Here is a 21,100-nt window from a genome sequence, read left to right on the forward strand (position 1 = left end):
GTATGACAAACTCGCTGTCCGCTACCTGGCAACCGTCCGCGTCGCCGCGATCAACCTGTGGTTATCCGGCCGCAGCTTATGAAACAGACTCTAGGCGGGAGTCCGGAGTCCAGCCTTCGGCCGCGGTGACCAGGAGGTAGCGGCCCGGCCCGGGAACGGCGATCGAGAAGTGGCCCGCGGAGTCCACCTGACTCCAATCGAGATGATCCGCGGCGGGCGTGAACACAGTGACCACCGCATGGCCGATCGGGCGCATCGATCGGCCGAGTACTTTCCCGCCGGCCACGGCCCCGTGCGGATGCGCGGATTTGTCGAGGTCCTCGGTGCTCTCGTCCGGCGTCTCCCGAAGTCTGGTCATGGCCCACGCGATGACCGCTGTGACGAAGCAGGCACCTGCGGAAATCCAGAACAGCACGGCGAAGGCATCGAAGGAGGGAAAGACCTCGTGGGCGACTCGGACCGTGCTCATGGTCCCCACCGCAGCCATGACCGCGCTGGACAGGGCTGTGCCGATGTAGCGCAGCAGGGTGTTCAGTCCGTTCGCGGACGCCGATTCCGTCAGCGGAACTGCGCGAATGATCAACGTGGGCAAGGCAGCGTAAGTCATCGAGGTCCCGGCGGCCACCAGCACCGAGCCGGTGACTATCTGCCAGAGTTCATGACTGAGATACACGCGAGCTACATACGAACCCGCCATGACGAGCGTTCCGGCGAGTAGCGTTGTCACCGGGCCGTACCGGCGGATGATCCGCGCGGACACCGGTGCCATCGCGCCGAAGACCAACGCGATCGGCGCCATCCACAGCCCGGTGCTCGAGATGTCGTATCCGAGTCCGTACCCGGTACTCACCGGCAGTTGCAGCAATTGAGTGGTGACGAGCATATTCGCGAACATGGCGAAGCCCAGCAGCAGTGACGCGGTATTCGCCAGCAGAACAGCGGGGCGAGCGGCGATCCGGACATTGACGAGTGGGTTCCGGACTCGGAGTTCGAGCGGCACCCAGGCGATCAACAGAACTGCGCCTGCACCGGCCAGCGCAAGGGTGGTACCCGAGGTCCAGCCCCACTGCGCTCCTTTGGACAACGCGAGCATCACTGCCGTCAGGGCGACCGACCCGATGACCGCGCCGCGATAGTCGAAGGAGCCGCCGGTCTTGACCGGCGACTCGCGGATCACCCGCCAGACCGCGGCGAGAACGACAACCCCCACCACACCGGTCACCCAGAATATGGCGTGCCAGTCCAGATGCGCTGCTATCAGACCGGACAAGGGGAGCCCCGCGCCGGAACCGATTGCCAGGCTGGCACTCATCAGCGCCACCCCGAGCGGCATTCGATCGCGCGGCAGCTCGTCCCGGAGAATTGCGATGCCTACCGGTATGAGGGAAAGTCCCACGCCCTGCAAGGCGCGAGCGACGATGATGAGGATGAGGTCGGCGCTCACCGCGCCGAGGACCGACCCGAGCACCATGACGATCAGCGCCACCATCATCATCCGCTTCTTCCCGAACATATCGGCGAGCCTGGTGACGGTGGGAATCGAGACCGCACCGAAGAGCAAGGTCGCCGTCACCAGCCAGGACGCGTTGTCGGCGGTCGTGTTCAGAAGGCCGGGAAGCTCGGGAAGGAGCGGGAGGACGAGCGTTTGCTGGAGGGAGACGACGGTGCCGGTGAGCGCCAAGGTCGCCATCACGGTCCAGCTTCGTAAGTCTCCGAATCGGACTGGCGCGCTCACACACAGAACCCTTTCCTCGGGGTGAACGAGTGTTCACCCCGAATCAGTGAACCAGTGTTCACCACGTTGAGTCGAGCGCCCGGCGAAGATTGTGACCAATGCAATTTCGGCTGCCCGGGCTCCGCGGTCATGACAACTGCGCGTGAGGTGGGTCGAGGACGACTCCGGCCGCGGCTCTCAGTCAACGGATCCTGCTGGGGTAGTCGAACGCTGCACCGGCGCCCGCCGAAGGGGTCGGTGGTCGATGAGTGGGCGGATGCTGTGCACGTCCGCCGACCGCACCGGCTGGTCCAGGGCCGCCATCGGTAGATCCGGACCGGAGGCGAAGACAGACGAATCGCCGATCCCGGGCCTGGTGGCGAACGAGGGAAGCCTGGGCCGCAGTGTGTCATCGGTCATAATTTTCACCCCCCTGGGGGTGAAACCGCAGGTCATAGCGTTGAGGGAAAGGGTGTCCAGGCGATATCTGGGCAAGGTTTCTAGGGCAGAAATGCCAAAAAGTGTCCGGAGGGGGATGTACGTGGCGGTCATCTCCGATGCGAACGGAATCCCGCTGGTCACAGGGTCTCTGGCGTCAACGCTCACGACTCGGTGATGCAACCCATGATCGAACGGATTCCGCGGGTTCGTGGAGACGCGGCCGGCGCCGCGGCGAACCCGCCAAGCTGCGGGCGGACAAGGGCTACGACTACGACGTCCCTCGCCGCTGGCTGCGTGCTCGCGGGATCGTGCACCCTCAATTTCGACACTCGACGGTACACACATGATGGCAACCCATCCTCCATTTGCCATTGGCGTCCTGAGTCGGGGCGAACTCCACTTCGGCTTTGAGTGAAGGGAGGCCACCGGTCTCGGCGCACGCCTTGATCGCCTGCTCCTGGGTGCTCTTGCAGTCATCGATCAGCGCCTGCAGTCCTATGGCCAGGAGGCAACCGAGTACCAAGATCGAAATTATGATTATTATCTTGTCGACAGGATCAGTGCTGGCTGTGAAGTCATAGGAAACCCCATTGGCATCGGTAAAGATTCCGCTGTGAATCTCGTATCTGCCACCGATTGCCGAAAACAGTTCGTACTCTGATATCGGCTCCGACATCACATTTCCGTTGAAGTCGGATAGCAGATCGCCGTCGGGTCCGTTTACGTCGATTGTGGTGCCGTTCTCCGTGAAGGAAAACTCTGAGATCCAGTCCTGGGCAATCGATATTCCCACTTCAATTGCCCGATCACGGGTAAGAGTTGTGATCCATCCACTCAGATAGACTGGATCGGCGTCGGGGTAGGTCGTCATCGTGACATCCGCAAGCACATCTTCATCCAGATTGAGGAATGTTATGTCGAGCTGCGCATTGCCCATAGTCAGGAGCCTCTCTGATCCACTCTCGATGCGTCGGTGGTGATTCCGCTGCGCAGGAATCAGAACATCAACGGGCGTTCATTAATTCTCGCTGCTTCGCTGGCAGTACCGTAAACCTTCAGTTGCGGTGTCGATGCTTGTGGAGATGAATTTCGGAGAGCTCTCAGGAACTGCTTGTAAGAACCCCGGAATGCGCCATTGTTCCACGCGCGCGCTATGTTGTAGGTGAATAGCGACAGCGGATTCCCCGCGGGTGTCGTTTGCAGGTCCAAGCATGCTGAGAGCGATATGGCCGTGCACGCCAGTTGTATATCCTCCTTCGATCCAGTGACGCTCTTGACGGTGTCGTACAATCGGCGATTGCTGTCGTAGATCTGAGAGCCGTCAATGAATTTGGCGTCGCCGGAAACAGCTTCGATGTACAGGTCGGCGAACAGTGCGGACGTATTCTTGACCTCTTTTTCGTCTGGGGCAGCCAACTCAACATGCTGAGGTTCGCGATCGCCGCTGATTGCGTCGCCGATTGTTGCTGCTGTGTATGGGATGAGATCTTCCACTTCTGTTTTCTGTGGTCGGTCCTCCCCGCCAGGAACATTCGGGTCCATCGGCGGAACATTGGCGCTCAGACTGGCTTCGGTGTTGCGGAGACCTTTAGCTGCCTCGATTGCATAAAGCTTCTTGTTCTGATTCGGATCGATTCTGACTTCCTTCAAAGCCGTTTCGGAGTGACAGCTGTCGAATACAACATGCACACGCACTCCCGCGCGGAGGTCCGCGAGTAGGGTGTGAAGTTCGTCGTCGATCAACATGCGGTCGAAGAAGCAGAGTGTCTCGTCGAGTTCGTCTTCCTCGAAGTCATTCGAAGTATTCGGTATCTGGCTGCCGTGCCCAGAGAACGAGATGAACAAGCAGTCGTCAGCGAAAAGGTTGCCGGCACAGGACCTCAGAAATCCGGAAAAATTGCTGGTTGTCGCATCTTCGTTCACGAGCAGAACCGGATCGTAGCCGATTGCGATTGCAATTTCCTGCATTTTCTTGGCATCATTGGAACAGGATGGAAGTTTCAGCTTCGATCCGTAGTGGTCTTCGTCCACCTCGTCCAATCCCAGGTGGATACTGACTGCATGAGGGCGACGCACCACGTCCGGAGAGAACAGGGTATCGAGCTGTGAAATTGTTTGGTGGGCGATGATCCCGTCGGCAATCAGCCCGTAGTCTCGCTGGAAGGATTCGACGGACTCCGCGGTGCGTTGACCGAAGTAACCGTCGACCTCTGCCGGGGAAAAGTAGACTCCGCTCAGCGCGGCAATCGCCGACTGGATGGCCGCGACGGCTCCCCGGTTCACCTCGCCGCGTGCAATCGGTTGACTGTTGTCGTCCGCACACAGAAGCCGCTCGTACGTATTGTGCGTGACAATTGTCGTGAACCTGGGTGACCGTAGCATTGGAGTGCCTCCCATTTCTACTTCAGTTGCCATTGGTAATCAGGATTCGGTGCCGGCGCGGCGGGTACCGATGTACAGCCGAACCCGGCGACGTACGCGGTGCTGCTACCGGTGGCCGCTGGTGCCTCTGCTGGCGAGTCGTTACTTTGTGATCGACGACTCGCCAACTCGATTCGAGTCGCGACGTCACTCTCGGTGATTCGTCGGATTCTTCCGTACCGCGCCGGTCTCGAATAGATCAATTGCTGGAGCGACACCCGGGCGCGGAGTACTTCCGCAGTGGGCCTCGGCGCGAAGGCCGAGCTTCCCCGGGTAGCCGGTCCACTACGGGAAGCTGGTAGGTAACGCATCGCTACGAGCGGTTTGGTGCTTGCCGGTAGCTGCTGTGTTCGGCGCCGGCTGGGAGCAACTACGCCGACAGCCGGGGAAGGTGGTTTCGACCGCTGACGCACGCCTCGGCTCGGTCCGCTCTTGAGCTTGGTGGGATCGATGGGTCCGGGGTTGTACGATCCTCCACCAGATGGAGGATCCCGTGGTCTGGGTGGTTGCCGGACGTCTTCGACGACTACGAGGTAGATGGTGGTGACGTAGGCCGGAAGTCGGCCGTCGACGGAATTTCCTTCCGAAACACTTGCGGCCGAGGTGATCTGCCAGTCGTCGGCTTCCAGGAGGCCCGGCATGAACCATGGTCGATGGATATCGAGGGCGGCATAACGAAATCGAACCCTACCCGAGCGCGCTGCGCGCCACGCATCCCATTTGGCTCTCGGCCCCGCGTCTCCCACCGCCAGGTTCAGATCGTCGACCGATGCCTCGGCGAGCAACCATGTATCGGTGGCCGACGCCGACAGCGGCGAAAATCCAGTGGGTGCATACGAGCCGGAAGCAGCGGACAGCAAGGCTGTGGGGTCAAGTTCGTGGTACTGCGTGCTCGCTTCGGGCTGCGAGGAACGCTGCGCGAGGCTTTTCAGGGTGGAAAGTGCAGATTCGATCGCGACTTTGTGCCCCTTGGCAATCCAATCCGCTGCTGCCACAGACAATGTCCCGGAATCCGCTCCCGAGGCCTCGAGTTCGGCATAGGCAAGGCGATATTCTTCGTACATTTGAAAATCCCGGGTGAGCACCTCTTGGCCGTGTGGTCCTTCGTATAGCAGCGCCCGGGCCCTGTTCCACGCATCATCCTCCCTTTTTGTCCATGGCCGGACAGCGAAGGTCATCGATCCCAGCATCTGCCGGTACAGCTCCCATAACACGACCGCTGAGAACGGCTCTGCGTAGCGTCCCTTCCGCGGGACGAAGTTGACCATCCGTGCGAATTCACTGGCAACCTCCAGGTCGAGCATCGTCTCGACGGTCGTCAGGTCCACAGGGTCATAGGCAAAGGGAGTCGCCGGCCATGTCACAAAGTCGTCTATGGCTCGCTGGGCACCGATCCATGCCGCAAGCCCGACGTGTAGCCCGTCCTGCATCATCGCTGTCAGCCTTCAGATCCACTTTTTGACTTCAGAATTCGGGTTGGCGGTCTGCGGAAACAGAACTGACAGAAAGCCAACCAGCTGTAGTCCTCGAACGTGAATGGAGGAGCCCTGAATATCCAGAACGCTCTCGTGGCGACGATTGGATTGTTGGTAGCTTCCGCCGAGTGAAAACGGTCCGAATCCGAAACTTGCCCCTCCTCCGGAACTGGACTGGTATGAATTCAGGAGGCTGGAAAGCTCAGATGAATTGATTCGGAGATCTCGAATGAACAACGCTTTCGTCGGGTATCCGATCATGGCCCCTGATGGATCTTTTTTACCGTCGGAGTGCAGCTTTCCGTAGTCCCGGATGAAGGTATCTTTGGGTCGCCAGCCGGTGGAGAGGAACCAGGATGGATTGAATGCCGGCCGCATGATCTCCACAGTTGTATATTCGAACGACATTCCGAATGATTCGTTGCGGAAATCCGAGCTGTATTCCGTGACGGTCCGCCCCCCGCTGCCGCCGACGGAGAACAAGCCGAAACTGATTCCGGCTCGCCCCGAGGCGCTGTACGATCTTGATGCAGAAGCGTAACGCTGATGCAGTTTATGCTCTTCGAATCTGGACCATCCCGGTGATCGAGCGAATGACCCGGGTAGGACCGAGGCAGGAAAGAATGAATATCCGAAGGCTCCGTTGGTGTTGTTGTCGATATCATCGAGAAGCTCGAGTAGATTCTCTTTCCAACGAACCATCGAACTGCCTAGAATATGACTGATCTGTGCTTGCGCACGCTCGATGTCGGATTTGTAACCGGTAGCGTCCCAGTCGCGTAGGGCCTGCGTCGCCCGGTTTCGATAGATTCCACCGCTGCGTTGCCATTCCACGAGATCGGCGGCCGTTCCGTTGTTGGCTCGTGCAAGGCGCGATGCATAGTCGATAACCGCGTTCTCGTATGCAAGCTTCTTTGCGGTGTACATGGTCATCGCCCGACTGTCCCGGTATTCGATCTCTTTTTCGCCGAGAAACCCCTCGACCTCCACCTCTTGCCCGAGCAGGGCGCGGGCCCTTTCGAGGGCCTCCTTCTGCGTCGCCGTCAGCTCTTCGTCGGCGACTTCGCACCGCTCGAGAGTGTCCTTGTACACCTGACTGAGCGTTCGGTTGGATTGTGAATAAACCACCGAGACGTGTTTGTGCTTACCGGCACCCGGAGTGGCAGACCACTGAGAAGTGGCCTGCGTCGGCATGGTGTTCGGGATGAAGTCGACCAGTCTCGACCACTGCTCCCAGCCCCCGAGGAGATTACCCTGGTACATGATCTTGGCATCCTCGATCGCCTGCGTCCGGTCCACGCCACCCTCACCCATAAGAGCGTCAACGAGTTCGCCGAAGTCTGGCAGTGTGAGTCGCGTAGGCGGGGCATACGGTCCAGCAATGGCGAAATCGAAGGCGCTTTCGTGAAAGGGTATACCTGGCATCATCCAATTGAGGTTGATATTATCCGGCAATGGCAGTTCGGTGCTCCCACCTGTGAGGCCGGCATAGAGGGTGTCGATCACAGTGGCCATGAGATCTTTGAGGTCCATTAATGCCCTCCTCGAGTTCGTCGAACCAACCAGGCTCTCACCGGCACGATCTCGGATGAAGAAGATCAGCAACGCCGTCTGTGCAATTATGCTCCCTCGAGCGAAGCCTGATCAATGGTGCTGTCCGCCCCAAAAGGCATAGGTTCGGTATCGGCCATGGCATTTTGGAGTAAATCTGGTTACAACCGACAGGGCGTGCACCGAGCAATGGATCAACGGCTAACAGAGCAAGGATCAGAGACTTTCGGTTCTTTCGTCACCTGTGATGAAATAGAAGCAGGCGGGAAACACTGCATGGCTCATACATGTTCTGGATCCGGTGCAGGTGGGGGTTGTCGCGGCAGTCCGCAATCGTCGCGCCGATACATGGCAGCTCTGCGCGAGCTCCGGCGGGTTGAGAACCTCGAAGTCGTGCCCCAGCAGAATCATATGCAGGAGTACGGCATCGAGACTGTTGTCAACTGCGTCCGGTGAGTGAAGTGGGCGGTCGGAGCCCATGGTTAGCTGACCTTCGCCGCCGATTTCGGGATCCATCCGATGACGTTGACCAAGTGGATGCGTCAAGCCGATATCGACGAGGGCACCAAGCCCGGAACGACCCGTAGCGAGTCCGATGAGCTGCGGGAACTGCGGCGCCGCAACCGATTGCTCGAGCAGGGGAACGAAGTGCTGCGCCGGGCGGCGGCGTATCTGTCTCAGGCGAATCTTCCGGGAAAAGGCTCTACCCGCTCGTGAGTGAGCTCGCCGCCGACGGGATTCCCGTCGCGGTGACGTGCCGGGTCCTGCAGCTTGCTCGACAGCCCTACTACCGCTGGTTGAACAGTCCCGTTACCGACTCCGAACTCGTCGAGGCATATCGGGCGAATGCATTATTCGACGCCCATCACGATGACCCGGAATTCGGCTATCGGTTCCTCGCCGACGAGGCCGGCGTCGCGGGTGAGTCGATGGCGGAGCGCACCGCCTGGCGGATCTGCTCGACCAATCGCTGGTGGAGCAGGTTCGGCAAACGCCGACGCGGGAAATCCGGCCGTCCCGGACCGCCGGTCCATGATGATCTGGTCCGTCGCGTGTTCACCGCGAAAGATCGGAATCGGTTGTGGCTGGCCGATATCAGCGAACATCGAACCGGTGAAGGCAAGCTCTATATTTGCGCGATCAAGGATGTTTTCTCCAACCGGATCGTGGGCTATTCGATCGACTCGAGGATTAAGTCCCGGCTCGCGGTCACCGCGTTGAACAATGCTGTCGCCCGCCGTGGTGAGGTCGCCGGCTGCATAGTCCACACCGACCGCGGGTCGCAATTTCGTTCCCGGCGTTTCGTTCACGCCTTGAACCGGCACCGGATGGCCGGGTCCATGGGCCGCGTCGGCGCGGCCGGTGACAATGCGGCGATGGAAAGCTTCTTCAGCCTCCTGCAACGCAACGTGCTGGACCGGCAGCGGTGGGACACCCGCGAACAACTACGGATCGCGATCGTGACCTGGATCGAACGGACCTACCACCGCCGACGCCGCCAAGCCCGCCTGGGCCGGTTGACCCCGGTCGAATACGAAGCGATCATGACCCCAGCAGCAGCCGGTCAGGCTGCCTAACCATTGGCCTGCCCCACCAAATGGGTTCCAGTGGCGGTGGCTAACTGGCAGCGGTGATGGGTGTCTTCTCGGAGAGTAGCTCGAACTCGATCGGGGTGCGGTAGCCCAGGGACGAGTGGCGGCGTTGGCGGTTGTAGAAGATCTCGATGTAGTCGAAGATCGCGTTGGCGAGTTCGAGGCGGGTTTTCCATTTCTTGCGGTCGAGCAGTTCGATCTGCATGGACGACCAGAATGATTCGATCATGGCGTTGTCGAGTCCGTCGCCGACGGTGCCGAAGGATGGCAGCAAGCCGGCCGAGCGGATCGTCTCACCGAAAACCCAAGAGGTGAACTGACTTCCATGGTCGGCGTGCACGATCCCGCCGGGTGCGGGGCGTCGGTTCCGGATCGCCATGTCCAGGGCATTGACGACGAGGCTGGAGTCCTGACGAGAGTCGATGGACCAGCCCACGATCCTGCGGCTGAAGGCATCCAAGACCGCGGCGCAGTAAACCCGGCCTTCCCTCGTTCGATGAACGGTGATGTCGGTAACCCACAATTCGTTCGGTTTCAGCCGATGGAATTTGCGGTTCACCAGGTCCCCTGCAGTCACCACACCGCGGAGGCTCTTGACCCGCGCCGAGGCCGGCAACCCACGGATGCCGGCCAGGGTCATGAGAACCGAAACCGTGCGAGAGCAGACCTTGATACCCATCGCCATCGTGAGTTCGGCGTGGATTCTGCGGTAGCCGTATGTTCCTCGGGACGCGACGTGGACTTCGCGGATCAATCCGGTCAGCCATTCGCGCCGCAGTTGGGTCGGTGTCCGCGGGCGTCGTTTGGCTTTGTAGTAGTCCTGTCGGGCGACTCCCAGGATGCGGCAGCATCGGTCGACCGGCGCCCCAGCGGCGACGAGGCTGTCGATCACCGGGTAGAGCCGCCTTTTGGGCCGGGGACGTCCTCCCCGAGGAATTTCGCGGCGTGGCGGATGATCGCCAACTCGCTCTCGAGCTCCCGTATCCGGCGGCGAGCCGCACGTAGCTCGGCCGACTCGACCGACGGCTTGCCGGGACGCAGTCCGTGGTCGATGTCGTCCTGGCGCAGCCATTTCGACAGTGTGACCGGGTGGATGCCGAGCTCGATCGCGGTCTGCTTGGCGGGTTTGCCTGCCCGGACCAAAGCAATCGCGCGGGTCCGGAACTCGGTGGGATAGGCGCGTGGCACGTGGGTCAGCCTCTCGGTAAGGCTGCCGGTTAGCAACCGGAGTTGGAACCCAACCGGTGGGGCAGGTCATCGATCTGGCTTGCCGACAGGTGAGCCTGGAAGGATGTCACTGTGCCCAAGCCCTATCCCCAGGAGTTCCGCGACGATGTTGTCCGGGTCGCCCGCAACCGTGAGGACGGAGTGAATCACCCCACCCGGAAACTGACCCGCGAGGAAATCGGTCGACTGACCAACTTGCTGGGAGGCATGACAGCGGTGCTGCGCAGAGCAGAACCGGCCAAGAAACTCGAGCTCTACCGGAAGTTCGGCCTGAAACTGGCCTATGACCACACCGTACGAACGGTGGTGGCCGGAGCCGCTCCGCCGCCACCCGTGGGCGTACTGGTTGTGTCCGGAGGGGGATACCTGCGCTAACCACAGAGATCAGCCTGCGGAAGCGGTAAAACGCTGACCATTTGGAATCTATGCCGGCTCAATTGTCGCTGGCAGCAAGCGCGGGCGGCTCTCGGGAAGTCGGCTCGGGCCCTGCATGGTCGGTTGCCGGGCCGTAGTTCTCCACTCGGTCGACAGCCGCGGCATGCAGGTGTGGCCGAGCTGTGAGTTGAATCGACTCGCGAGCCATGTTGTCATGCAAACGGGGTCGCTTGAATACGCCAAATTCTCGAACATCGTTCAAGATGGTCTGGTGCGTGTCGATCCCCTACCACGCGGGGGATCTCTGGGTCAACCCGCGAGCCGGGGCGGCCCCTGACCGCGGGACGGTAGTCGACGCTGGCACGCGGGGGCGATGATCGCGGCGGAAAGCGGAACCGGTTGTGTCTGTTTGCATCCCGATATGTTCGAAAGCCAGTATGCTCCACGCGTATCTGCATCGACTGATGCTCAAGTATGTGGGGATTCTGTATGGGGAAAACGCTGCTTCGGCTGAGTATTTCAGCAGCGCGAAAGATGAATAGTGGATGTCACCGGTGCCTTTCGTTCGCAATCAGACCAAGCCTGGATAGGGAGCCGAGGCGGACTCGGCCAGCACGTGAGCGGACCGATCGGTTTGTTCTGCGGGCGGTGATGGATGCGTTGGACAGCATCGAGTTCAAGAACGCCGATATCGAACAGGCCATCAGCAGTATGGCGATGCGATCGACACGGCTGCACCCAGCCGCACAACGCTACGCCGAACACGCCGCCCGGACGTATGCGACGAATTCCTCCGCGCTGAAACCGGTTCCAGGGGTGTGGGTGGTGCAGCGACAGAGCCCGAATGCGTTGTGGGAGATGTTGGCTTGGGGACGCCGGTACGAGTCGTTGTCCGCGGCCACTCGGGAGTTGCGGCTGCTCCGGATGGGGTCGGTCGTTGGGCGCGCTGACAGCGATGACGATCGTGCGGCAGCGGCGATAGCGGCCTACGTGACGGCGTTCGGCGCTGCTGGTCATTGGCCGCACCCGAGGTCTGAGCCGTTCGAGCTCGGGCCGTGTGAGGGGATAGAGCGTGCCCGCGTGCTGGAAGTAGGATTGTTCGACGGCTCGGTGCGGGTTCTGTTCGACGGCACACCGCAACAGGCGCAGCGTCGCTACGACGAATACGGGCGTGACGCCATTGCCGAACTAGCGCGACGCGATGATGCGCGCCCCGGGAGGGCCTGCGGCGAATGCAAGGTGATGGATCGATGTGACGCCGTCGCGCGGATAACCGGCATGTTGGGAGTCGACGCGCCGGCCGCGCCATTGCGGACGACCTCGATCAGCGACCTCCGCTACTACCGCACCTGTCCGGCCCAGAGCTACATGTACAGTATTCACCTGCCCCGAATTTCCGAGTACAGCCCGGAAGCGGTGCTCGGGCAGGCAGTGCACCGCTGGCTGGAGGACATCCATGCCTCTGGCGATCCCGTATGCACTCCGGAGCAGATGTCCTCGGACATCGCGCCGTGGTCAGCAGGGCAATGGAAGATCGGCGGCGATGAAGCCGCTCTCGGTTCGGCGATGCTCCGCAACCATGTAGGTATGTGCCCGTTCACGGCGGGTGCGGCGATCACCAAAATCCGGACCGAGCCCACACTGAGTTTCTTCGACCCGGCGGCGCAGACGGTAGTGATCGCGAAACCTGACCTGCTGTACTGCGAGGACGACGGGTGGGTATGGCGTGAGACCAAAACTACCCAGCGGACGTCCAAAGCCGAGGGGGATGAGTTGCTGGAGTCCTACCCACAACTGGCGTTGGCAGTGGTGGTTTTGAGCGGCGGCGCGCTAGGAGGTCGTGCCGACACCTCGCGAGTCGAGCTCGAACTGCTCCGCCCCGATGGCGCCGAGCTTCACCTCATCGACCCCAGCGACCCTGAAAGGGCCGCCTACGCGCGTCGGGTTCTGCGGGAGCTGGCCACTCCCTGGCGGCTGGATGAGCAGTTCGATCCGCGACCGACCAAAGCTTGTCGGTGGTGTCCTGTATCCAGGTGGTGTCCGAGTTCTCCTGTCACTCAATATGAATGAATCGGAGGCTTTACCCGCGATGACCCCCACCGGCGCGCCTGCAGCGCCAATCATCGACAGTGAATCCATCGTGCGACTGGTCGCCACAGCGATGGTCCAACTGTCCCAGCAGCGCGGCCCGAGCAAGACGATCTATCCCGACGTTGTGCAGAAGGCACTCAACCAGGTTGTACTGCTCGCGCTCGAGCGTGGAGATTCGCCACCGCAGAGCGTGGCCGACCTGGTTCGCTGGGCCCAGCGACCTCTCGGTGAATGGCCGCTGGACCTGCCGGCCGACCTGGCTGCCGACGACACCGTGCTCGTCGACCCCGAGACGGTGACCCCGACACAGCGGTGTCTGGAATGGCTCATCGACGCCGGGGACACCCTCGGCGAGCTAGTCGAGAACAAAGTGATGCTCGGAGCCCTCGCGAAAACTCAATCGGCACAAGCCCCTGATGCCTATACCGAGTTCCGCAATCTGCTGATCACCAAGCCGGTGCTCACCCAAGCCGAATTCCTGTCGATCACCACCATCAACGTCGAGCTGGAGTTGCTGGGCGAACAGATCAAGTACTCCTACCGACCCGCGCCCTCGTCGTTGCGCCGCCACGGGACCTACCACCGGTGCGGACGCTGCAACGGGCTCCTCGTCCCGGTTGGCAACGAGGGGTTCCGATGCGAACTCGACCGATGCCGCCGGGACGGCGTTGTCGTGGGAGACGCAATCGACCCGGGCCGACATCAGCTCGTGTACCAGCTCCTGCGACCGCTTCGCGTGTTCGTCACCGGTCCGGGACTCGCGGAAACCGACCTGCAGACCGACCTGGAATCGCTCGGTTTGACGGTCAAGATGTGGCCGGAGTTCGACAACTACGACCTGCAAGTGATCTTCGGCAACGGGACAGTGTGGGCGATCGATGTGAAGGACTACGCCAACCCGGCGCTGCTGGCTCGGCGCGCCACGCCGCTGCGGAAACAACCGCACTATGACCGCGCGTTCCTGGTGATACCGCAGTACCGGTTCGACGACCGTCCCGACTACCGAACCGTGTTCCACCACCACGTGGACCCCAAGGTCCGCGACCAGCTGGAACTCGTGACCGACACCGAGGTCGTGGCGGCCGCGAAGAAACAACTCGGTACCCACACCACCCGGCGGTTCGATCGGAAGGAACGGTAATGCGGTCACGCAGCGGATGGCATAACAAGCTGGCCGCGCAGTTGCGGCCAGCCTGGCCCACCGCACATGCGGGATTTCGCCCAGGCGATCTCCTCGATGTCGAACTCGGCCTCTATGTGCAGTATTGCCTCAACCCGCAGCGTAATGCCAGCGATGCCGGGACCCTGCTGACCGGCTACCCGTTCGGTGAGGTCTTCGGCGACGTCACGACCGAGGAGGATCGCCGCAGAATCGGACGCGCCCGACACTACCTGTGGGACTTGCGCCGCCGCCACGAATGGCGTCAACACCTCGCCTACTACCTGAGCATTCCGGTCGACCTGCGCGGCTTCGACTTTCCCGACATCGACAGTCCCCCCGTTCGACTCGTTGTCAGCCACGCCCCAAAACGTTTCGACGTGTTCGACGAACTCCTGGAGTCGCCGCCACTGTTCGCCACACACACAGTCACCCCCGCCGAGCCAGGGGAGTACGACTTCATGGTCCGTGACAGCTGGCAGTCGGTCACATTCCCTCTAGAACTTCTCCGCAACGACCCAGCAGCACCGACCCACCAGCTCAGTCAGCCCGCGATCGGTGAGGCAGGACCTATTGAGGCCACCTGGGAGCAACTCGAGCAAGCCGCCCGTGACATGGATGCCGCCGAGCCGGACGAACGGGACCGAACCTGGTTCGCCCGACTCGACCGGGTCCGGCTGCTCACTCGCAACACCGACCTCGGGGAATTCGCTCGCTCGGACACCCTGAGGATCGATCGGCTGCTGAATCTGGTCGGTATGGTCGGTGCCGGCAAGTCGACCTTGCGTGACATCCTCGCATACTGGGTGATCAAGAAGCAGGGGCGCCGAGTAACCATCGTGGTCGGTGATGTCGCCGAAGTCTTGGCTGTGACACAACGATTCACCGGACTCGGGATTGCGGCTGCACCTGTCCTGGGGCACTCGACACGTCATCGAAATATCGAGCGGCTGCATCGTCGGCTCGCCAGCAGCGGCGCGGACAGCATGATCGACCACGACCATCCCGGGTTCGCCTACCTCAGTAGTGCCTGCCCCACGGACGCATTGCGCGGTGTGCAAGCACGCAAGGCATTGCGCATCGGTGAAGCACCGTGCTACAGCCTTTACGCCGCCGACAACGACACGGACACCGATATCGAATCCGACGGTGCCCAAGCCGAACCGCGGCACCCCCGCAAAGGGCGGCACTCCTGCCCCCTGTGGTCTCGCTGCCCGCGCCACCACGCTCCGCGCGCGCTGGTCGACGCCCTGCTCTGGGTGGCAACCCCAGCCGGATTAGTCCATAGCGCGGTGCCCGCACCACAGAACCGCGAGCAGATCCGATACCTCGAACTTGCGTGCCGTACAAGTGGCCTGATCGTCATCGACGAAGCCGACCGAGTACAGATGCAACTCGACAGCATCTTCGCCCCCGCGACCACGTTGGCAGGGCGTTCGCCCAACTCCTGGCTCGACGAGGTGGCCGGCCACAAAATCAGCGAACTTGCCCGCGACGGCCGTCTGCAACTGTCACGCCACGACGTCGATGACTGGACCAATGCGGTGAACACCGTGAACTCGGCCGTGGACCGATTCTACGGACTGGTCATCAACCACCCGGAATTGTTGCGCTGGATCGGTGAAGACTACTTCAGTGCCTTGACCCTGCATCGCCAGCTGATCGCGGACTGGTTTCCGGAGCAGCGTCGAACCGACGGCACCCGTGAGCCGCTGCCCGCCGAGGCTGCTGCCCGGGTCCAACGATTGAATGCAGTCTTGGATCTGTTCCGCGACGATCCCGTGCGCGAGCGCGACGGCACCGAAGCCGACGCAGATGCCGTGGCACAGGTCAACCAGCTGGTCCGAATGACTCTCGGGCTGCTACACGCGCACCGCGAGTCCACGACTCGGCAACGTGTCAAGACCGTACTGCTCGACTTTGTCGGCTCCGACGTCATCGCCGAGGACGAACTAGACCAGTACACGCTGCGATTCGAATTCACCCTGATCCTGGCGGCGCTACACAATCGACTCGACTTCATGACCATCGTCTGGCCGCGGGTCGAGCCGGCATTGAACCTGGAGACCACCTCCAATGTGCTCTCACGCCGGCCACCCAAGGATTACGAACCAATTATCCCCGAATCCCCGATGGGCAACATCCTGGGCTTTCAATTCCGCCCGGGCGACCGCGACAGCGACGGTCACCGAAGCGGGGAACTTCGATTCTTCCGATGCAGCGGGGTGGGTCGTGAACTGATGTTATCCCTGCACGACCTGCCCTCGGTCGATGCTCGCCCGGGGGCGAACATCCTGCTCATGTCCGGTACCAGTTGGGCGGGAACCTCGAGTCGATTCCACATCCATGCCGCGGTAGGCGCGATCTTGCAGCCACACGACGACGAGATCCGAGCAGTCCGCGCGACAACTTTCCGGCCCGGATACCTCTACTGGCCGACAACCGAAGGGGCGCAGGAACCCATCAGGCTTTCCGGAGCGCACGCCGACCGTCGACGGGCTGCCCTGCACCAGATGCTGACTCAGCTCGCCACCCCCGACCGAACCCTGGCTGACGCGGTCAGCCTGTTGCAGACCGAGCTCGACGAGATCCGTTACGAGGATCCCGACCGTGCCCGGGTACTGCTGCTCGTGGGCAGCTACGACGACGCGAAGTTCGCCGCGGAAACACTCAACGAGATCCCGGAATGGACAGGTCGAATCACCCAGCTCATCGCAGATGATGCCGATTTTGACGATTCATGGTCCGCGATGGCCGCAACAGGGACACACCGTCTGCGACGAGGAGATGTCGCGAAATTCACCGGGGAGGTACTGGTTGCTCCGCTGCTTGCGGTCGAACGCGGCCACAACATCGTGTTGGCCGGTGGAAAGGCCGCGATCGGCACGGTGTACTTCCTGGCACGCCCCCACCCACGGCCCGACGACATCAGCCTGGCGATCCAAGCCATCAACGACTGGGCCGTTCGTGAAGTCCGCAGCAGTGCCTTTGCCAGAAAAGCGCTGAATGCGGGTACGCTCGACCGCGCGGGCATCCGATTCCGCGCTCGCGCGACCGCAGAATGGCACCGTCTTCTGACACGGCGGATCGCCTGGTCCAGTCTCGACGACACCGACAAAGCCCACTTCACATGGGACCAACTGGTCGTCATGTGGCAGGTCATCGGTCGTCTCGTCCGCGGCGGTGTGTCGGCCCGGGTCGTATTCGTCGACGCGGCGTTCGCACCCCGGGAGGCCGCGTTCCGCGGCACAGACACCGCGGCAACCAGCCTGCTCGCCAGCATGCGTGAGGTCCTCGCCCCCTACTTCGACGAAGAGTCCGACACCGACCCGATGGATCGGTCCCTCGTACAGGCACTGTACGAGCCGCTGTTCCTTGCCCTGTGTTCGCTCGACGCCGCCCTCGTCTGAAACCGGAGAAATCTCTGATGGCCGCACGCTTTGACCAGCTCGAAACCGCCGTTTTCGTTCCCTCGCCCGACCTCGACCATCTGCCCCGCGTCTTTCACACCCTATCCTTTCCTGAGGCGTGGCACGAGCCGATCCTGGACCTCTACCGGTCCGCCAAGCCGGAGGCGCGACGTGAGAAAGTGCAGCGAGTCCCGATCCGTGCGCTCAACGCGGTGCTGCGAACTTTGACCCCGGATGTGATCGCTGTGGGAAGGGATGCCGAGTTCGAGCCAACACGGCCCTGGCTGTACTCCCGGGAACTGGTGAAATCCTTGCCATTCCGTCGCATCCTGCAGGCGTGGCTTCGATCTATGAATCCGTCCGAAGAAGGATTCGCACAGTTCAAAGATACCTTGAACACAATCAAGATCGACAATCTGGACTGGGAGCAGCAGACGGTCAATCTGCTGGACCACACCATATCCGAAGGGGGCACCTGTATACCCGACGCCCACCTCTACACTCTGCTTCCCGCGATCGTCGCCGACCGAATTCAAGCTCTTGCCTCCTACGAATATGCAGGCAAGCGCGTCACCTTCAAACAGGTAACCACCGGTAACTACGGTGGGGCCGAGCTGATGTCCTGGCCACCACACAAGTACGAGAGCTCGGGCCGAAGATCCGGTGACACGACTACGTGGCGCTACTCGGGACTCATCCGCATCTCTGTGCGGACCGCACCGTTCTCGCCGGTCCCACGTATACACGTGAGTTTCGGAATCCGACGGTGGGTCACCAAACCTCAGCCGTTCACCCGAGGCCGGGGGATCAGCGCCTATCTACTCGCCGCCGACCCGCTGATCGCCGACACATCCACACCAGACCGGTTCGCCATCGCAACGGTAGAGCGGATACCCCAGACCGAAACGATGCGATGGCGCTACGGTGGCCCAGAAGGGTTGCTCACCAGCCTGTCCGCCATCGAAAAGTTGCCGGACCCCACGGTTTTTGTGAAGGATCCGGCGAGCTGGATCGACGACCGGGAAGAGGCGAAAGCTGCGCTTGTTCATCATGCTGTGATGGGCTCCCACGGAGTCGGAACCGGACTGATGCCTGCGGAGCGAAGCCGTCTCCTCAGGTGGGTAAGCCAGGCATTGGAGCCCGAATTCGTCCCTGCCGGACCTATGACCCGCAGCTCGATCTCACGCCGGCAATCACGACAGTTGATCAAGAAGGTGTCGGTGCCGTCCGATCCCAAGTCCGAGGAAAAGGGCCACCAAGCGCGTGCGATAAACACCGAGATCAGCAAGGCGAACGCGACCATCCGAAGAGAATCGGTCGCTGCAGCCACCGGCGGCATCCTGTCGATACTGGTGTTTCACCAAAACGACGCCCGTATCCAATCCGCGATCAAGGCCGCGATAGAAGCCAACCTCGGACTCGACGAGTTCCAAACTGAGGAAACAGCATCGACGTGGCGGTGGGACGCACCGGATCTGACAGTCGATGTACGACTCGAACCGCTCGGTGAGCTCGGCGCCCCATTGGAGTGGCAGGGCAAGGCACCTTCCAAAGGCAAGAAGCACGAGCTGGCCACCGACGAACGCCGCCGCGCAACCACCGACCGAATCCGCCAGATAACCGCAACCTCGACAAGCGCACCGAAACTCGGGCTCATCGTCCTGCGCGGGAAAGACAACTTCCCGAAGCGCACGACCGACCCAAAATTCTCGATCCGGATGGGATTCGCCGAGCACGGGATCGTCACCCAATTCCTGCGCCCGATCGTCACCGACGACGACCTCAAGAGCCTCGACCATAGGGTCCGTGGATCCTGGGACGACTGCTTGCGCCAAGTAGGGGCCCGCTTCATCCCAGGGTCGAACGCGATGGTCGATGTCCCGGACAACCTCAACCAGGTCGCCCTATGGTTGGTGAAACGCCAGGTCGACAACACCAACTCCCTACCTCAGTTCACGCCGATCGCAGTGTTGATTCGCCCCGGCCAAACCACGATCATGGCGTCCAGCCCGCTACACCGAGGATGGGTGCCGTACCCCGAACTGCTCACCAGCCTGACCGGACAGGTCAGGAGCACCGAGTGCAAAGACCTCGCAGCGCAGCGCCACCACACAGCACGGTTCGTTCAACAAATCCTCTCCGGGCTACGCGGCAAACCCACACTGCTGTTGACACATGCCCAAAACACGCGCGGGCGGTGGCCCTGGCTGACGAATCCGGGCCTGGTCGACGGGCGGATAAGCCTCGGCGATGGACCACTTCAGCGGCTCACTATGCAGGGACCTCACCTGCGGATCGTTCGTGTCGCCACTCACGACCGCGACGAGACCCCGCCATGCTGGGGTTTCAACGGCACCGGAGCCGTCGGCATCAGCAAAGGACTGTGGCTGCCACGCGGGCACGATGCCACCACACGCGTCTTCTACAGCACCAGCGAAAAATCCAGTACACAGACCTCGGTCAAGGTTGACGACTCCAAACTCACACCGACCATCCGGACTGACGGTGTGGCCGATCCACGACCAAATAGGAATGCGTGGAATCCGAATCTGATCGAACTCGCGATGATCGGATTCACAGACCGCGACGAGGCCGAGCGATGGGCCTTCTACCTCCATCAACAGCGTTCTGCAGAGGACTACCGTGACGAGCTGAGGTTGCCGCTGGCCTTGCACATTGCTCAGTTGGCCGACGCCTACGCCCTTCCCTACGATGACGAGGAAGAGGACGAGGATGGCCAACTTGACCATGACGGAGACCAGGAAGAGCGGCAGCTGTCGTTCGCCTTTGACGTGGGCTGAGCGTGGCATGGTGTCGAACCGCCTACTCCAGGGTTGCCGGAGGATGCTCGTGTATCCGACTGGATAGGGCGGGCCCGGCAGGGGCTCGTGTGCCCTGCCGGGCGCCGAATCTGGAGTGGAACCGCTCGTTGCCTGCGCTTATGTCGACTGTGAACCCAATCGGAAAATTCGTCGGGAAGTGTCGGTTGCCGAGGATAGAGTTAGCGTTGAGGAGGTCGACGATATCCTCGACCGCATCGAGGTTTTCTCGTCGTTAGCGGCCGTCTTCGGATTCCCGCCGGCGTCGAGTCAAAGCCCTGTTGGGCGCCGAGGGGCGAAATCCAGAACGCACATGCGGTGCGCGGCGTGTCCCGGTGCACGCCTGAACACGTCTCGCGTGCTCCGGATATGGCCGCTACGAGGCTTGGGTCTTCGGCTGCCGCCACGGGTCCGGGAGGTGAATGCTGCTACTGTGCCGCCTTGGAGCTTGGGTCGGGCAGGGTTTTGGTCAGTGGAGGTGTTGGCGCGTGGCGCGCAAGGTGGTTGTCACTGTGATCGACGATGTGGACGGTGTGTCGGCTGCGGCCGAGACTGTCTCGTTCGGTATCGACGGTGCCGGGTACGAGATCGATTTGTCCGAAGCGAATGCGCGTGAGTTGCGCGCTGGTTTGGACAAATGGATCCCGTTCGCGCGCAAAGTCGGAGGGAGGGATCGGCGCACTGCCGCAGGCTCGGCGGGGCGGCAAAAGGATGCCAGGGCGGTGCGTGAGTGGGCTCGCCGCAACGGTCATGATGTGCCCGGGCGTGGTCGGATTCCCTCCGCAGTCCTTGAGGCGTATCACCGCGCGGTGAGTTAGTTCCACC

At 61.6% G+C, this 21,100-nt stretch carries 13 protein-coding genes and 2 pseudogenes; 8 read left to right on the plus strand and 7 right to left on the minus strand.

Annotation, left to right across the window (positions count from 1 at the left end; all coding sequences use genetic code 11):
- Positions 1 to 76: 76 nt before the first annotated feature.
- On the minus strand, positions 77 to 1,690 hold the full coding sequence (locus ACFWPH_RS32720) for an MFS transporter (RefSeq protein ID WP_378756138.1): 1,614 nt from the start codon (positions 1,688 to 1,690) through the stop codon (positions 77 to 79).
- 577 nt (positions 1,691 to 2,267) lie between these two features.
- Here ACFWPH_RS32720 and ACFWPH_RS32725 point away from each other — a divergent pair.
- A pseudogene (locus ACFWPH_RS32725) lies at positions 2,268 to 2,466 on the plus strand (IS5/IS1182 family transposase); the annotation flags it as partial.
- A 5-nt stretch (positions 2,467 to 2,471) separates the two neighbouring features.
- On the opposite strand, the gene ACFWPH_RS32730 reads toward ACFWPH_RS32725, so the two are convergent.
- The 5 genes from ACFWPH_RS32730 to ACFWPH_RS32750 form a co-directional block, all read right to left on the minus strand.
- On the minus strand, positions 2,472 to 3,092 hold the full coding sequence (locus ACFWPH_RS32730; protein ID WP_378756139.1) for a hypothetical protein: 621 nt from the start codon (positions 3,090 to 3,092) through the stop codon (positions 2,472 to 2,474).
- Positions 3,093 to 3,151: 59 nt separating this feature from the next.
- Positions 3,152 to 4,570: a caspase family protein gene (locus tag ACFWPH_RS32735; protein WP_378756140.1), complete on the minus strand. Its 1,419-nt coding sequence runs from the start codon at positions 4,568 to 4,570 to the stop codon at positions 3,152 to 3,154.
- Complete coding sequence (locus ACFWPH_RS32740; protein WP_378756141.1) at positions 4,555 to 6,009, minus strand: hypothetical protein; 1,455 nt, start codon at positions 6,007 to 6,009, stop codon at positions 4,555 to 4,557. The genes ACFWPH_RS32735 and ACFWPH_RS32740 overlap by 16 nt, the downstream gene beginning before the upstream one ends.
- 12 nt (positions 6,010 to 6,021) lie before the next feature.
- Complete coding sequence (locus ACFWPH_RS32745) at positions 6,022 to 7,584, minus strand: hypothetical protein (protein ID WP_378756142.1); 1,563 nt, start codon at positions 7,582 to 7,584, stop codon at positions 6,022 to 6,024.
- Positions 7,585 to 7,818: 234 nt separating this feature from the next.
- Entirely contained in the window at positions 7,819 to 8,118 is a 300-nt protein-coding gene (locus ACFWPH_RS32750) for a hypothetical protein (protein WP_378756143.1), read from the minus strand.
- Between ACFWPH_RS32750 and ACFWPH_RS32755 the strand changes: the two are divergent.
- Positions 8,098 to 9,179, plus strand: a pseudogene (locus ACFWPH_RS32755) (IS3 family transposase); the annotation flags it as partial. The gene ACFWPH_RS32750 and the pseudogene ACFWPH_RS32755 overlap by 21 nt on opposite strands.
- 40 nt (positions 9,180 to 9,219) lie before the next feature.
- Here the strand turns inward: ACFWPH_RS32755 and ACFWPH_RS32760 are convergent.
- Positions 9,220 to 10,382, minus strand: a protein-coding gene (locus ACFWPH_RS32760; protein ID WP_378756144.1) for an IS3 family transposase whose coding sequence is annotated in 2 segments (ribosomal slippage) — positions 9,220 to 10,115 and positions 10,115 to 10,382 — 1,164 coding nt in all. Because the reading frame shifts where the segments join, the coding sequence is not laid out codon by codon here.
- Between the two features lie 111 nt (positions 10,383 to 10,493).
- On the opposite strand from ACFWPH_RS32760, the gene ACFWPH_RS32765 reads away from it, so the two are divergent.
- The 6 genes from ACFWPH_RS32765 (at position 10,494) to ACFWPH_RS32790 (ending at position 21,093) form a co-directional block, all read left to right on the plus strand.
- Positions 10,494 to 10,796, plus strand: a complete 303-nt coding sequence (locus ACFWPH_RS32765) for a hypothetical protein (protein ID WP_378756146.1) — start codon at positions 10,494 to 10,496, stop codon at positions 10,794 to 10,796.
- Positions 10,797 to 11,447: 651 nt separating this feature from the next.
- Entirely contained in the window at positions 11,448 to 12,866 is a 1,419-nt protein-coding gene (locus ACFWPH_RS32770; RefSeq protein ID WP_378756197.1) for a PD-(D/E)XK nuclease family protein, read from the plus strand.
- Positions 12,859 to 14,028 (plus strand): hypothetical protein, encoded by a 1,170-nt coding sequence (locus tag ACFWPH_RS32775; RefSeq protein WP_378756147.1) that lies wholly within the window; start codon positions 12,859 to 12,861, stop codon positions 14,026 to 14,028. Before ACFWPH_RS32770 ends, ACFWPH_RS32775 begins: the two co-directional genes overlap by 8 nt.
- The gene (locus ACFWPH_RS32780) at positions 14,028 to 17,456 is read left to right on the plus strand and encodes a hypothetical protein (RefSeq protein WP_378756148.1); all 3,429 of its coding nucleotides are present in this window, start codon (positions 14,028 to 14,030) and stop codon (positions 17,454 to 17,456) included. Before ACFWPH_RS32775 ends, ACFWPH_RS32780 begins: the two co-directional genes overlap by 1 nt.
- A gap of 17 nt (positions 17,457 to 17,473) precedes the next feature.
- Positions 17,474 to 20,257 (plus strand): pPIWI_RE module domain-containing protein, encoded by a 2,784-nt coding sequence (locus ACFWPH_RS32785; protein ID WP_378756149.1) that lies wholly within the window; start codon positions 17,474 to 17,476, stop codon positions 20,255 to 20,257.
- Positions 20,258 to 20,763: 506 nt separating this feature from the next.
- On the plus strand, positions 20,764 to 21,093 hold the full coding sequence (locus ACFWPH_RS32790; protein WP_378756150.1) for an Lsr2 family protein: 330 nt from the start codon (positions 20,764 to 20,766) through the stop codon (positions 21,091 to 21,093).
- Positions 21,094 to 21,100 lie beyond the last annotated feature (7 nt).

Source organism: Nocardia sp. NPDC058499, from assembly GCF_042719915.1.
Classification (GTDB): domain Bacteria; phylum Actinomycetota; class Actinomycetes; order Mycobacteriales; family Mycobacteriaceae; genus Nocardia.

Excerpts from the sequence above, each read along its gene's own strand:
- ACFWPH_RS32785 (WP_378756149.1), top strand. The coding sequence starts at position 17,474 with ATGGCCGCACGCTTTGACCAGCTCGAAACCGCCGTTTTCGTTCCCTCG.
- ACFWPH_RS32735 (WP_378756140.1), bottom strand. The coding sequence starts at position 4,570 with ATGGCAACTGAAGTAGAAATGGGAGGCACTCCAATGCTACGGTCACCC.
- ACFWPH_RS32745 (WP_378756142.1), bottom strand. The coding sequence starts at position 7,584 with ATGGACCTCAAAGATCTCATGGCCACTGTGATCGACACCCTCTATGCC.
- ACFWPH_RS32750 (WP_378756143.1), bottom strand. The coding sequence starts at position 8,118 with ATGGATCCCGAAATCGGCGGCGAAGGTCAGCTAACCATGGGCTCCGAC.
- ACFWPH_RS32775 (WP_378756147.1), top strand. The coding sequence starts at position 12,859 with ATGAATGAATCGGAGGCTTTACCCGCGATGACCCCCACCGGCGCGCCT.
- ACFWPH_RS32720 (WP_378756138.1), bottom strand. The coding sequence starts at position 1,690 with ATGGCGACCTTGGCGCTCACCGGCACCGTCGTCTCCCTCCAGCAAACG.
- ACFWPH_RS32730 (WP_378756139.1), bottom strand. The coding sequence starts at position 3,092 with ATGGGCAATGCGCAGCTCGACATAACATTCCTCAATCTGGATGAAGAT.
- ACFWPH_RS32740 (WP_378756141.1), bottom strand. The coding sequence starts at position 6,009 with ATGATGCAGGACGGGCTACACGTCGGGCTTGCGGCATGGATCGGTGCC.
- ACFWPH_RS32780 (WP_378756148.1), top strand. The coding sequence starts at position 14,028 with ATGCGGTCACGCAGCGGATGGCATAACAAGCTGGCCGCGCAGTTGCGG.
- ACFWPH_RS32770 (WP_378756197.1), top strand. The coding sequence starts at position 11,448 with ATGGATGCGTTGGACAGCATCGAGTTCAAGAACGCCGATATCGAACAG.